This is a genomic window from Bacillus sp. SRB3LM, assembly GCF_015712745.1.
GTDB classification, from domain to species: Bacteria; Bacillota; Bacilli; order Bacillales; family Bacillaceae_G; genus Bacillus_A; species Bacillus_A thuringiensis_K.
In genome coordinates this window covers 348,444-361,720 of the sequence record NZ_VWVQ01000008.1, presented here as the reverse complement: position 1 = coordinate 361,720, position 13,277 = coordinate 348,444, and the positions used below count along the sequence as shown (strand labels likewise).

Below are 13,277 nucleotides of genomic sequence, written 5' to 3'. Positions count from 1 at the left end.
AAGTGGAAAATAAGTATTATAATTTTGATCCATCTGTAGATATGGATAAGCGTACGAACTTAGAAATTGAATTACTATTAGAAGCGGTATTTAAACTATCTGGCTTCGATTTCCGCCAATATGCTCGTACATCTATTTATAGAAGAATTTGTAATCGAATGCAGATCTCTAATATCCCAACCATTTCAAAGTTAATTGAAAAAGTAATTCATGAGGAAGGGTTTTTAGAACAGTTATTAAATGATTTCTCCATTAATGTAACTGAAATGTTCCGTAACCCTAACTTTTTTAAAGCGCTAAGAGAGCATGTCATTCCTGAATTAAAAAAGTATCCTGAAATTAGAATTTGGCACGCTGGATGCGCAACTGGTGAAGAAGTATTATCCATGTCCATCTTACTTCACGAAGAAGGATTAAGTGAAAAAGCTGTTATTTATGCAACAGATATGAATACAAATGTGTTAGAAAAAGCAAAACAAGCTATCCTTCCGTTAAATAAAATGCAAACTTATACGAAAAATTATTTACAAGCTGGCGGTACACAAGCATTTTCTAACTATTATTCAACAGATAATCGCTTTGCTTATTTTAATCCGTCACTTTTACAAAACATTATTTTTGCGCAGCATAATTTAGTAACTGATCAATCTTTTAACGAATTTCATATTATACTTTGCCGTAACGTTTTAATTTACTTTACGAGTAAACTTCAAAACCAAGTACAACAACTATTTTATGAAAGCTTAGGTCACAATGGATTCCTATGTTTAGGAAATAAAGAAACTCTACGTTTTTCCGATATAATGCCGCATTATATCCAATTTAATCCGAACGAACAAATCTATCAAAAAATACAATAAAAGCGTATGAAATCCTCTGTTTGGATTTCATACGCTTTTTATTTCGCATTCGTTTGTATCATAATTAGACACATATCATCTGATTGCGCTTTCTTTTGTTCTTCCTTGTAAAACCCTTCTATCTCTTCTTCTAAATCTCCCCATTTTCTTTCTGTAAAAGTACGTAATTTCTCTTCAGCCTCAAATTCATCATTTGCAATTGCTTCAAGAACACCATCTGTAAACAATAATATTTGAGCGTTCTTCTCAAAAGGTATAACTGTCTTTTTAACTTTTATTTCATCAAAAAATCCTACCGCACAACTCCCGCGATCTAGTTCAACTACATTTGTTTCATCAACTAAAACATATCCAGAAGGATGCCCTGCATTTACATATTCAACTGTTCTATCTTCTGTATTAACAACTAAGTATATAGCCGTAAAATAATAGGGAATATTATCATTTTCATTATGTAAAAGAGTCATATATTTATTTAATTCTTTAATAACGAGTTCTGGATCAATTAAACATTTAATTGTTTCACGTAATACAGACGAAATAAACATACAAACTAATGAAGCAGATACACCATGTCCCATCACATCTAATAATATAATACCGTAGCGATTTTCATCGATTTTATACCAATAATACATATCTCCAGCTAGTTTAAATGAAGGTAAGTAACTTGCTTCAATTTTTATATGATCTTCTCTTAATGGGCTACTTAATAAGTTTCTTTGTACTTGCGTAGCTAAATCTAATTCATTCCGAAGATTTTCTTCTTGTTCTTTATGCCAATTTAATTCCGATTTCAAGCGTAACGCTACACGCATACGTGCTAATAGTTCAACTTTATTTATAGGTTTGGTAATATAATCCATTGCCCCCATATCAAGCGCTTCGGCCAATTTATTTGCATCCTCTAAAGCTGTAACAAAAATAATAGGAATATCTTTAAACTTCTCCTCTTTTTGTAATCGCCTACAAACTTCAAGTCCATCAATTTCAGGCATCATAATATCTAATAGTATTAAATCAATTTCATTATGCCTGGAAGAATCTTTTCCAAACTGTATGTATTCGAAGAGCTCTTGTGCAGAATTGAACGATACAAGATCATGATATCCGGCTTGTTTTAAAATCTTCTCAATTACAAATATGTTAACCGGATTATCATCAACAATTAAAATGGACACAAGTTATTTCCCCTTTTCTTATTTAAAATGTAAATCTATTATCATTTTCTATTTTTCTAGTATTACATACTCAGTTACAAAATGAAAATTTCCTACTCATATATATTTTTTATACAACAAAAGAACAAACCCCTAGAAATAGGAATTTGTTCTTTCACTCTATAAATTTCTACTTTTAATTTAACACCATTGCTTTATCATTTAAAAGACGATCTAATTCTTCCATATGATTTGTTTCATCTGCAATCATATCTTCTAGCTTTACAACTAATTCTGTCATATTTAATTTCGCTGCCTGTTCTTTTCTCGTTTCATAACGCTTAATTGTTTCATATTCTGATTGTCTAGCGGATTCTAACATTTCTCTAACATCTTCTACTTGTTTCACTGGTAAAGGGATCGTAGTAGGTGTACCACCTAACGTCTTAATTTTCTCCGCTAAATATAGGGCATGTCCTTGTTCATCACTAATTTCAGATTCAAAGAAAGGTTTTAACACTTGTCTATATATACCAGAAACTGTAGCTGCATTATGGTTATACATAATAATTGCTGAGTATTCTCCTGCTAAATCTTCATTCAATCCTTCGATTAGTTCTTTCACATCGTGTGACATTTTTATATCTCCTCCTATACTTAATAACTACCCCTTTTCTCATGTTTTAAACATAATGATTTTAAATTTTTATGTATCTAAAAATGCTGCTTGCTTCAATTTACTTATCGCTTGTCTTTTAATACGAGAAACGTGCATTTGTGAAATACCTAACCGTTCCCCTGTATCTTTTTGATTTAAATTTTCTCCAAATATATAATGAATAACACTCTTTTCTGTCTCATTTAATACGTTAAAAATATCCTTTAAAACGAGACGCCTTTCTGTCTCTTCATATCCTTGCTCTACTTCACCTACAGATTCAATCCTCGCTACCGAACTGCCATCAGATGAATTTTCAACTACATCATCTAAGGAAGATACGCGATAATTATTTTTCGCATCCATAATTTCTAGCACTTCCTCTTCGGATAGTCCTAAATGATCTGCAATCTCTATAATCTTGGGTGAACGCTGCAAACGATCTGTTAGCTCCTCTATCGCAAGTTTAATCTTCCCGCCTAAATCTTTAATTCGCCTTGGAACGTGAATACCCCAAGTTTTATCACGTAAATATTTCTTTATTTCGCCTACTATTGTAGGTATTGCAAACGGCTCAAAAGCATTCCCTATCGAATAATCATACCTTCTTATTGCACCTAAGAGCCCTAACATTCCTACTTGTATAATATCTTCATGCATCGGCCCACCTTTTGAATAGCGATATGCAATGGAATATACGAGATTTTTATAGTGATTAACCAATCTTTCCTGTGCTTCATCACATTGGTTTTGTTGGAAGTCTGCAATTAGTTTAATAACGTCTTCTTTAGTAAGATTTGTAGGTTGAGATTGGATTTCCATCATTCTCCACCTGCTCTCTTTGTATATATTTTGTCATTAAAACTGTCATGCCCTCATCATGCATAATTTGTATATCATCCATTAACGTATTGATTAAATATAAACCTAAACCATTTTCTGGCAAATACTCTACTGGTTTATTAATATCATACGGACCAACTTTACTTTTTAAGCTATTAAAATCAAAGCTAACTCCATTATCCGCGGCCATAATTTCTAATCGATCTTCATATAGGCCAAAGACAATTGTAATTTCTCCAACGTCTTCTTTATATGCATGTTGTACAATGTTTGTACATGCTTCACTAATAGCAATTTTCATATCTTCTATATCGTCATAAGCAAAACCCATTCGATTCGCAACACCAGCCATTGTTAAACGAATAATAGCCACATATTCTGCTTTTGCAGGAATTTTCATTTCTATCTTTTCAAATCTCTCCATCATCCCTAGTCACCTTCTTTCTACTTTTTCAAAATCGGAATTCAAATTTAATATTTCTGTTAGCCCTGTAATATCAAATAATCTTTTTAGCCTTTTAGACACACCAGTAAACTCTAGCTTCCCATCATTTCTCTTAACTGCTTTTAATAAAGCTATAAAAACTCCTAAGCCTGTACTATCCATATAATCTACGTTATGAAAATCTACTACAATATGAACCTCTTTTTCACTTGCAATAGGCATGATCTTATTTTTCAAATCTGATGCTGTATATGCATCAATTTCACCATTAAGTTGTACCGTATAACCTACATCATTTTGCAAAATATTTATTTCCAAATTCATCATTTCCGCCCCCTTATCTCAAACTACTACTATTTAATTACCCTTAAAAATTAGTTTTAAACATATTTTTTCATTTTAATTATAAATAAATTTTCTACACCTTTCTCAGCTTAATACTAAAAAAATACTACCAAATGTTTAAACTTTATAAATTTGTGTATGTATAATGTATAAACATTATTTTTAGGGGGATCTATCTATGGAAGAGCACAACTTTAAAAAGGGAGATTTCGTTCAATTTTCTTATCGACACGATCATGCTACAAAATTAGTTGGTTCCATTATTAACATACTAACGAATACAATTGTAGTTGATATAGGTAATAACGAGGACTTATCTCATATAGAGCCACGGCAGGTCGTAAGAATAAGCAGTTGTAAAAAAGTAACGATGGCTTAATACATAATAGAAAGTGTAATTTTAATGAGTGGGGGGTTCTTCATCCTCCACTCATTTCTATGTAGATTACATTAAAAAAGCATCCAAATTAGTTTAATTGGATGCTTTTTTATGTATATTTATCAGTTTATTCACTTTATAGTTATATATAATAAACTCAAGATTACTATTCATTACCATACTTACGCTTTCCGTAGCATTCTAGAAAAGAATGTAACGATTAAAATAAAGACGATTGCACCTAATAACGCCGGAAGAATAAAGATGCCTCCCCATTCAGGACCCCAATGACCAAATAACGCACTACCTACCCAAGATCCGATTAATCCGGCAATCACGTTACCAACTATACCTAACGGAAAGTCTTTTCCTGTAATCATTCCAGCTAACGCACCAATAAGTCCACCTACAATACACGTAATAATAAGTCCCACAATTAAACCTCCTATATTCGTTTTATATTGGATTCATCAAGCTTTAGTATGTAACCAAAGCTTGATGAACATATATTATTCTTTATTATCCAATTCATCGCTTATCTTTTGTTTCACTTTTCCGACTTTTTCTTTTATCGTTCCCTTCGTTTTTTCCCACTTCCCTTCATTTTTCAACTCTCTATCTTCTGTAACTTCACCAATTCCTTCTTTTACTTGTCCTTTTTTCTTTTCAACTTTACCTGTAATTTGTTCTTTTAGTCCGTTCTCACTCATATTTACAATCTCCTTTTCGTAATAGATTTATAGATTTACAGGATACAAATTTAAATAGAATACATGCATCTTCTTTCTTGTAACCATTCACCGACTCTTTCTAAATCTTTAACGAATAACAAGATTTTTCCTTCATCCAGCTTTTCTTCATAAAAGTTAGCTTCTTCCTCATTAAGTCCTAACTCTTGCATCTTATTTCTTAACTGATCTCCCGTTTTATGAAAGACATTAATAATACTTGTCCCAAGTCCCTCCTCTTTTATTCCAATCGTGTTCACGTCTGCATTATCTGCGATTCTATCTGTCCTCTCTTTCTCATGTGTTAACACGTAAATATCTTTTTGGTCTATTCCTTTCTTCACTAGATCATTCGCCGCATTCATGACCTCTTTCTCCGTAATAAATTCATATACAAAAGGTTTACTATACTTCGTTTCCATCTTTAACTTCCTCCTTTAAAATGAATTATTTGTTATATTATATGTAGTACACCTATTTTCGAAATGTTAAACATAAAATATGAAAAAAGTTATGTGAATTTTAATTTTAATAGAAAATGAACAACATCATTTACCACTTTAAAACATCTTCTTCTTACAATAACCACCTAAAATAAAAGAAAATTGTTATAATTAAACTTAAGGAGGGATACTATGAAAAAAACCATATCTATATGCGCTCTAACCGCTCTATCTTTCACTTTAATAGGTTGTACAAGCACCTCGGCTACAGATAAAGCTTCACAAGTTAAGCAAGAACGCACTCAACATACCTTTCAATTAAACTCCGCAAATATTTCAGATATTGAAATACTAAAAACAACAAATCATACTACTTCCAAATCTCAAACAGATAACGAAGAAATGATAAAATCTATCGTTTCAGCAGTTCAAAATGGAACACCTAAAACAATCACTTTAGATCAAAAAAAGAGAGAATCTGCACATTCTACTATTACCGTTACATATAAAGATGACTCAAAAGAAGAATTTCTTGTGTGGGTTGATAATAAGGAACAAATTACAATCACTAAAGATGAGAAAAAAGATAAGGTAGAAGGTGTGATAATGAATATTAAAGATGCTAAAATGATGAAGGATTTCTTTTAATAATGTAAAAAGGATCTCCTTTAAGGGGATTCTTTCTCTCTTCATACAGCCTATCGAGTTCTGCTCCTGATCATCCAAAGCAGAAATATTAATGATATATTATGAAGACGTTTATTTACGCTTTAGTTATATACCTATTGTTCCTATTGCAGAAAAGTACAACAAGCTGGACAACCTAGATTTCAAACTGTAAGATTAGATGTTGGTGAAATCGGGCAGCAAAGCATATATAGAAAATAGGTGTTAATTTTGAAAATCAATAAAAAATTCGAACCATTAATTTTTAATATCTTTATGATTTTAGGTATATCTAGTATTATCTCTTTCGTCATGGTTTCAATGAATGTTGGATATACAGCTTTATTTCTCAAATCATGGATGAAAACATGGGGAATTGCTTTCGTACTTGCATTTTTAGCTTCTAAATTACTACCCTTTGTAGTGAAAAGGATAATGAAAATATTCACTTTTGTTGAGAATGATGCTTAAAAATAAAGTGATGTACTGCGTAGGTTCATTCCAATTAAAAGCGTTTATTATCACAAAAACTTAACTTAGTAAAATGTTTCAAATCGAAGGAAGACACCTTAAAGGTTGTCTTTTCTTTATAAGTAAAAAAAGCCCGCCTATTTCCGTAGGCAGACTTTATCTTTATTACACAATACGAAAGTATACTCTCTTTTTCACTGAATTTTCATGTAATTATACATATTCATGAAAATAGAAGAAGTAAAATATACATTGTGGGCATGTTCCATACCCATCAGGCTCAGATTTTAACATGTGCAAAAATAAAAATCCCCTAAATAGCTATATAGAGATGAAGTTGTTATTACAACATATTTTCCACTTTCAACTTAGTTATCATTAGAATGCTTTTCTACAAAATCAAGGATCCTAGCATTAACTGCGTTAGAGAACTCACCATTGATTGCGTGAGATGCATTTTCTCTTAGACCTTCTAAATTAGGTACCCACATTGGAGTAGATGCACCACGTCCAGGGAGTAAGAGTATTGGTTCCTTATGTTTGTTTTCCTCTTTAGTAAAATAATAAGCACAAATTGTGCCATATTTCTTTTCTATATCTTTCGTATCGTTAGGTTTTGGAAGAAGTGCCATTGATTCATCGTAGGCACTTTGAAAATCTTCCTTTCCTTTTTCAAATGTAAAGTGACCAATCTTATTATCATCCCTCTTCATTTACTTACTCTATTGCTTCAATTTGGGATCCTAATTGATGTATATCTTAAATCATTCGAATCTTACCTTTATATATAAAATAAGCTTCCCATTAAGCCTCCATGTGCTATGTTGTTTACAGTATTTTTATCTTTTGAAATACCTCGTATTAATGTTCCAGAATACTCATTATTAAAAATATAAGTTGCATAATTGATTTCAGTATCTAAATATGACACCTTATCATCTTCAACATACGGCATTAAAATTTTTGGGGATTCTACCCTTTCTTGAACAAGGTATTTTCTATTTGATTGAAAAATATTTGCTAGCTGTAATTCCCATGCATTTTGATTCATTCCTTTTCCTATAACAACACCATCTCCCCCATATCCTCTTAGGGGTTTAAGGACAAAGGTATCTTTTTTATTTATAAGCAAATTATGCAGTAAATAATCTTCACCTTCATAATTAACTAATTTATCTTTTTCAAGAAATCTAGACCAAGGAATACATCTATTTATAACTTGTTTTTCTTCCTCATTAAACATATATTGATATTCTAAATCGGATAAATAAGCAAAATTACCCTTATTGCTATATAAATCCGTATGAATACCATTGGTGATTATTAGATTATCTAAACGACATAATTCTAAAATTCTCTTAATCTCCCCTTTATCGCCTTTGATATCATCTAATAAAAAAAGTCGAAATAAAATATCAATTTTCTCGCCTTGAGTAAATAAGTTTCCTTCTCTAATTTCTATATTTTCTTGGTGACATATCACGGCTTTTAACCCTTCAGCTATAAATAATTGCTTCATTTCCTCATGAGCATATATATATTGCATCATGTCAGGGTACCAATCCATTATCCCAATTGTCACTTGTTTTTTATTTAATTTATTTTTATTTATTATATCTTTAAATACTTTTACTATTTCTTTGTTTGGATCTTTAAATTTCCAATTATCAGAATCAAAAAAACCCTCTTTTAATATCATGTTGTTCAAATTGCCAATTTCAGTACCACCAACACTACTTTCAACATTAAACTCTATAATTTTATAGCCACTGTTTTCTAAAATCATATCACTTCTTGCTAACATACCATCATTATTATGAAGTGTTGTTTCTATCAACTCTCTTTCTTCTGTTAGTAACGGTGGTAAAATCCTTTATAACAACGGTTCCAAATTCCCCAAAAATAACGGACAATGGTTTCAAAACGACAATGATGGAGTGGAGAAGCTATGGTCAAGATTGGGGAATTTTTTATGATCAGAGAATTGGGTTCTGGTGCAAAGAAAGGATATGTTCCCAAGAAAGAATGAGGATTCCTACTGGGATCATTCTTTACGCTGTTAATCCAAATAATTGATGAATAAATTCTTTTTGATTTTGAACAGACTGATTCCGTAAATCAACCTGTTCTTTTTTTATCATATGCATGGCTTCTACTCCTGCAAGAATACATGTCGCTGTGGCAAAAGATTTAAATCCTAACATAGAGCGTACACGTTTTTTAATGAACCGGTGGTCTTGCTCCACTACGTTATTTAGATATTTTATCTGTCGAATTTGAGTGCCTAACGGCACTTTTTTCTCTTTTTTTAATTTGGTGATGGCAACTGGATAAGCAGGATTTTTATCAATTGTGATGGTACGAGGTTTTGAGACATGAAAAGACTGCAAAGCTTTCTTAAAGAATCGCTTTGCAGCCTTATGATTTCTAGTTTTGCTGAGATAGAAGTCAATCGTATTTCCCTTAGAATCAACCGCACGGTATAAATACATCCATTGCCCTTTTATTTTTATATATGTTTCATCCACTCGCCATGAATCATTTGTTTGTTTCAGATGACGTCGAATACGTTTATCCAGTTCCGGTCCGTATTGATAAACCCAACGCATAATCGTTGTATGAGACAAAGATAACCCTCGTTCCTTCATCATTTCTACCAAATCACGAAAACTTAAGTTGTACCGCAGGTACCAACGTACTGTTAATAAAATAATATCTGGTTGATAATGTTTCCACTTAAATAAATTTTCTGGGCCCATACTGATCACACACCTTTTTGAAGTAGTAGTAGTACCAGTATAGCCAAATTTAAAAAACACATTTCAAACATTTTGTTTTTTTGCACCAGAACCATTTCTCTTATCATATGGTGTATAGAACCAAAATATATTTTGGTGTAAGTAAGAATGAAAACGTTAAAGAAAAGGAGGAGAATTTATGTCACAACCCAATATGCCGAATATTACCCCCAATATATCATTAACAAGAGATGATGTAGTCAATTTATTATTGGCTTCTATTGCCATGGAAGAAATGGGTTTATCCCATATTATTAACGCAGAAGGAGAAAAAATTCAATTTGCTTTAGGAACGTTACCAGGCCAAACAGGTCCGGCAGGTACCTTACAAGATATTTTAGCCGTAAATGAAAGTACGCAAAGCATGATGGAGACCCTTTTCAAAAAAGAAATGATGCTAGAATCTAAAATGAAAGCAGCTGCGAATATTCCAACATTACAAGGACCCACTGGTCCTACTGGTGCAGCCGGTGACGTTTTAAGTATAAATGGTGTTACAGCAGGACCGACCGGAAATGTTGTGTTAACAGCCAGTTAAGTAGGTGCTTTTCCTTATACAGCAGTTCCTTCCAATACAGATTTGAATACGTTGACAACACCAGGTGTCTATAGTTCCAATGGGGCAGCTGGTCCACCAATTAATGCCCATAATACCAATTCAATCTGGACTGTATATGTATCTGCGATTACGCCAGGAGTGGGAAGTCCTTCTATTCTACAATTATTTATTTCAAATCCATCTATTTATGTACGAAGTCAGACAAATGGCACATGGAATCCATGGCAACAAATTGGGGCTATGGGACCTACGGGAGACACAGGGCCTATTGGAGACACAGGCCCAACCGGAGATACGGGTCCTACGGGAGATACGGGTCCAACGGGAACTTTTATGAATTCCGCTGCATTTTTTGCCCTAAATTCAAATCAGACAGTAGCAGGTGGAAATGCCGCTATTAAGTTTGATGATCAATCTGTAAATATTGGATCAGATATCACATATAACCCAGCAACAGGTCTCATAACTGTAACTGCTGGAACTTATTTTATTGAGTACAATGCAAATATAAGAGGGAACGCTGGGACAACACAAATACCTCAGATAGGCCTGCGTGACGGTAACAATGTATTTGGACGTAATAGAATATCAGTCCATTCGCTTTCTACAACAGACGTTTTCTCAATATCTGGAGGAACTATAATTACAACTCCTGCAGCTGCACTTTCATTAGTAAATTCGGGTCCTCAGGTGGGTGGAACTTATGATTTAGTTGTAGTGCAGGGTGCCACTCCAGCGGCTACGTTACGTATAATGAAAATTAGATAGAGGTATGGCAACCAAAAGCAGAATACGTGACCACATGAAGCGATGATTTTTTGTATAAAACGTTGTATACACAGTCGTTATTAGAGCAATATGTCTGGTTGGTGGCAGATTAAGCATATCATATATGGATTCTACATCAGCAATTGGCTCTTTGTTATCAAGCCTTGGGTGAACAAGAACAAGAAATTGTATCAAAATGTAATGAGAAATCGGGCTTAACCGCTCCCAAATGATAGTTTGTATGAAAATTTAAATTGGTAGTGGGGAAACTTAGACAATTCGGCTCTGCCGTCTTTGATGGCAGGGTTGAATTTATTGGAAAGTATGATGTTCCACATTTTTTTGAATCCACAGTTAATGTTTTGAGAAATGATGTATTGGAATGATTCCGTAACTTATCATTTCTTTAGTCCCTATTATAAATTTCATCATCAAAATACAGCTTATCCATAAAATTATTCACGATACCATTGAAATAGGGAAATTTTTCTTTTTTATGCGGACCTCAGCTTTTATTTTCATCGCAAATTCGTTCGTAGCCTTTACACCAATATGTAATTCTTGTTCTTTATCAAAAGCGGTTTGCCCTGTTATATGATTCACTACACGTTTACAATGCTTCACTACTTTCCAAAATTCTTGAATGTTTTTCGCTTTTGAATAAAAAGCAGAGGCTAAAGAAACAAAACGCTCTGGTACCTAGTGAGCAACGAAATCAGCTTGTTCAATATTCTCTTGTGGAGTATTGCTATGCTTATTACTATTACGTTTGTTTATATCTTTTATATTTTGTTTTAATGGTAGGAAACTTTGTAGGAATTTTTGTATCTACCTTGTCGGACACTTCTTCCACAATTGGTTGAATGATAATAGCATTAGAAGTTTGAAGCATATCTTTTTTACGTTTCATTGCTACTTGAGGTGGTACAGTAAAACTGGAACACAGTATAGAGATAAATTATTCTATATAAGAGGTGTTTCAGATGAAAAAACAGTATGATGAAACGTTTAAAAAACAATGTGTTGAATTGGTAATCAAAGAAGGGCGTACAATTTCCAGTATTCAAAGAGAATTTGATCTAGGACATGGGACTCTTAATTCATGGATAAAAAAATATTCTTCTCCACTTTTAGATAGTAAGGGAACTGATATGGCAGAACTACGTTCTTTACGAAGAGAAATCCAGGCATTAAAAAAGGAAAATGAATTTTTAAAAAAGGCGGCAACCTTCTTTGCCAAAAACCAAAACTAACACGTTTTCAGTTTATCAAACAATATCACCACATATTTGGAGTGCGCTGGCTTTGCTATCGATTACAAGTGTCTGCGAGTGGTTTTTACGACTATTTTCATCGTAAAGCCACTGAAGGTCAGAAAAAACGTAAAAAGACAGCGGCTTATATTGTCATGCAATTTAAACGTTTAAAAGGTAGAATGGGATATCGAAAACTGTACCGTTATCTTATAAATAGAGATGTTATGGTGAGCTTATCTCAAGTAAGACAAGCTTTATGTCGAGCTGGATTAAAGTCAAAAGTTGTCACGTATTATAAAAAAAGAAAGCAAGACCATTATACATTCCCAAATGTACTAGAGCGCTCCTTTAAACCTGGTAAGAAAGACGTTCCAACAGTTGTATGTGATATTACAGAATTTCGTTTAGTAAATGGATTGAAAGTGTATTTTTGTGCTGCATTAGACATTAGCACCCGGCGGGTGCTTGGTTACTCTTTGGATACTCACCAAGATGCGCAATTAGTAAAGGACACAATTCAGCAAGTTAAAAATGTTTATGGAAGTCACAAAAAGATTTTATTTCATAGTGATCAAGGATCCCAGTTTGCCAGTTATACAGTTACTGATTTTTGTAAGCAACAAAAGATTCAACAAAGTATGTCCCGCAAGGGGAACTGTTGGGATAACGCTGTGATCGAATCATTTTTTAGCATCTTTAAACGTGAATGTTTGCATGGAGAAAAACTGATTTCTCTCGCTCAAGTAACTCAGTTAGTAGCTGAATTTATTTATATGTATTACCATTCCATTCGTCCGCACTCATCATTAAATGGAATAACTCCGTATCAGTATTCAAAATCAATTGCATAATCTATTTCATGTTCCAGTTTTTCTTGACCAGGTCAAAGAAACCGTAG

At 32.9% G+C, this 13,277-nt stretch carries 18 protein-coding genes and 2 pseudogenes; 8 read left to right on the top strand and 12 right to left on the bottom strand.

The genetic code is table 11. The features are described from left to right. Positions 1–2: 2 nt before the first annotated feature. Positions 3–860 carry a CheR family methyltransferase gene (locus tag F3I02_RS08830; protein ID WP_000429029.1) on the top strand — a complete coding sequence of 286 codons (858 nt, stop codon included), beginning with the start codon at positions 3–5 and terminating at the stop codon, positions 858–860. A 38-nt stretch (positions 861–898) separates the two neighbouring features. Here the strand turns inward: F3I02_RS08830 and F3I02_RS08825 are convergent, their stop codons facing one another. The 5 genes from F3I02_RS08825 to rsbV all read right to left on the bottom strand — a co-directional run bounded on the left by F3I02_RS08825 (position 899) and on the right by rsbV (position 4,293). After that, positions 899–2,041 carry a fused response regulator/phosphatase gene (locus F3I02_RS08825; RefSeq protein WP_196477839.1) on the bottom strand — a complete coding sequence of 381 codons (1,143 nt, stop codon included), beginning with the start codon at positions 2,039–2,041 and terminating at the stop codon, positions 899–901. 175 nt (positions 2,042–2,216) lie between these two features. Further along, positions 2,217–2,657, bottom strand: coding sequence for a ferritin-like domain-containing protein (locus tag F3I02_RS08820; protein ID WP_000017755.1), 441 nt, complete (start codon positions 2,655–2,657; stop codon positions 2,217–2,219). Positions 2,658–2,726: 69 nt separating this feature from the next. Continuing rightward, positions 2,727–3,503: an RNA polymerase sigma factor SigB gene (gene sigB / locus F3I02_RS08815; RefSeq protein WP_016117354.1), complete on the bottom strand. Its 777-nt coding sequence runs from the start codon at positions 3,501–3,503 to the stop codon at positions 2,727–2,729. Beyond that, positions 3,466–3,948: an anti-sigma B factor RsbW gene (gene rsbW, locus F3I02_RS08810; protein WP_002163876.1), complete on the bottom strand. Its 483-nt coding sequence runs from the start codon at positions 3,946–3,948 to the stop codon at positions 3,466–3,468. The genes sigB and rsbW overlap by 38 nt, the downstream gene beginning before the upstream one ends. A gap of 6 nt (positions 3,949–3,954) precedes the next feature. Next, entirely contained in the window at positions 3,955–4,293 is a 339-nt protein-coding gene (gene rsbV / locus F3I02_RS08805) for an anti sigma b factor antagonist RsbV (protein WP_003300267.1), read from the bottom strand. A gap of 196 nt (positions 4,294–4,489) precedes the next feature. Between rsbV and F3I02_RS08800 the strand changes: the two genes are divergently transcribed. Then, positions 4,490–4,690: a hypothetical protein gene (locus F3I02_RS08800; protein ID WP_000390998.1), complete on the top strand. Its 201-nt coding sequence runs from the start codon at positions 4,490–4,492 to the stop codon at positions 4,688–4,690. A gap of 182 nt (positions 4,691–4,872) precedes the next feature. Here F3I02_RS08800 and F3I02_RS08795 read toward each other — a convergent pair whose 3' ends face one another. The 3 genes from F3I02_RS08795 to F3I02_RS08785 all read right to left on the bottom strand — a co-directional run bounded on the left by F3I02_RS08795 (position 4,873) and on the right by F3I02_RS08785 (position 5,840). After that, positions 4,873–5,124, bottom strand: coding sequence for a GlsB/YeaQ/YmgE family stress response membrane protein (locus F3I02_RS08795; protein ID WP_000522902.1), 252 nt, complete (start codon positions 5,122–5,124; stop codon positions 4,873–4,875). Positions 5,125–5,199: 75 nt separating this feature from the next. Next, the gene (locus tag F3I02_RS08790; RefSeq protein ID WP_001293464.1) at positions 5,200–5,400 is read right to left on the bottom strand and encodes a CsbD family protein; all 201 of its coding nucleotides are present in this window, start codon (positions 5,398–5,400) and stop codon (positions 5,200–5,202) included. A 50-nt stretch (positions 5,401–5,450) separates the two neighbouring features. Next, positions 5,451–5,840 carry a YflT domain-containing protein gene (locus tag F3I02_RS08785; RefSeq protein WP_000448805.1) on the bottom strand — a complete coding sequence of 130 codons (390 nt, stop codon included), beginning with the start codon at positions 5,838–5,840 and terminating at the stop codon, positions 5,451–5,453. A 213-nt stretch (positions 5,841–6,053) separates the two neighbouring features. On the opposite strand from F3I02_RS08785, the gene F3I02_RS08780 reads away from it, so the two are divergent. Beyond that, on the top strand, positions 6,054–6,509 hold the full coding sequence (locus F3I02_RS08780; protein WP_000751338.1) for a hypothetical protein: 456 nt from the start codon (positions 6,054–6,056) through the stop codon (positions 6,507–6,509). Between the two features lie 249 nt (positions 6,510–6,758). Next, a complete protein-coding gene (locus F3I02_RS08775; protein ID WP_000700225.1) occupies positions 6,759–6,998 on the top strand; it encodes a DUF2798 domain-containing protein in 240 nt (79 codons plus the stop codon). A 458-nt stretch (positions 6,999–7,456) separates the two neighbouring features. Here F3I02_RS08775 and F3I02_RS08770 read toward each other — a convergent pair. From F3I02_RS08770 to F3I02_RS08760, 3 genes and pseudogenes are all read right to left on the bottom strand, one after another. Next, a pseudogene (locus tag F3I02_RS08770) lies at positions 7,457–7,711 on the bottom strand (carboxylesterase); the annotation flags it as partial. A gap of 68 nt (positions 7,712–7,779) precedes the next feature. Then, entirely contained in the window at positions 7,780–8,835 is a 1,056-nt protein-coding gene (locus F3I02_RS08765) for a glutathionylspermidine synthase family protein (RefSeq protein ID WP_230876784.1), read from the bottom strand. Between the two features lie 214 nt (positions 8,836–9,049). Further along, positions 9,050–9,757 carry an IS6 family transposase gene (locus F3I02_RS08760; protein ID WP_196477570.1) on the bottom strand — a complete coding sequence of 236 codons (708 nt, stop codon included), beginning with the start codon at positions 9,755–9,757 and terminating at the stop codon, positions 9,050–9,052. A gap of 178 nt (positions 9,758–9,935) precedes the next feature. Here F3I02_RS08760 and F3I02_RS08755 point away from each other — a divergent pair, with 178 nt between their 5' ends. Further along, entirely contained in the window at positions 9,936–10,334 is a 399-nt protein-coding gene (locus F3I02_RS08755; protein WP_196477838.1) for an alpha-helical endospore appendage domain-containing protein, read from the top strand. 51 nt (positions 10,335–10,385) lie between these two features. After that, positions 10,386–11,123 carry a hypothetical protein gene (locus F3I02_RS08750; protein WP_196477837.1) on the top strand — a complete coding sequence of 246 codons (738 nt, stop codon included), beginning with the start codon at positions 10,386–10,388 and terminating at the stop codon, positions 11,121–11,123. A 406-nt stretch (positions 11,124–11,529) separates the two neighbouring features. Here F3I02_RS08750 and F3I02_RS08745 read toward each other — a convergent pair. Then, positions 11,530–12,042, bottom strand: a pseudogene (locus F3I02_RS08745) (helix-turn-helix domain-containing protein); the annotation flags it as partial. A gap of 64 nt (positions 12,043–12,106) precedes the next feature. Here F3I02_RS08745 and F3I02_RS08740 point away from each other — a divergent pair. Beyond that, on the top strand, positions 12,107–12,376 hold the full coding sequence (locus tag F3I02_RS08740; RefSeq protein WP_230876755.1) for a transposase: 270 nt from the start codon (positions 12,107–12,109) through the stop codon (positions 12,374–12,376). Further along, positions 12,331–13,230, top strand: a complete 900-nt coding sequence (locus tag F3I02_RS08735) for an IS3 family transposase (RefSeq protein ID WP_196477925.1) — start codon at positions 12,331–12,333, stop codon at positions 13,228–13,230. The genes F3I02_RS08740 and F3I02_RS08735 overlap by 46 nt, the downstream gene beginning before the upstream one ends. Positions 13,231–13,277 lie beyond the last annotated feature (47 nt).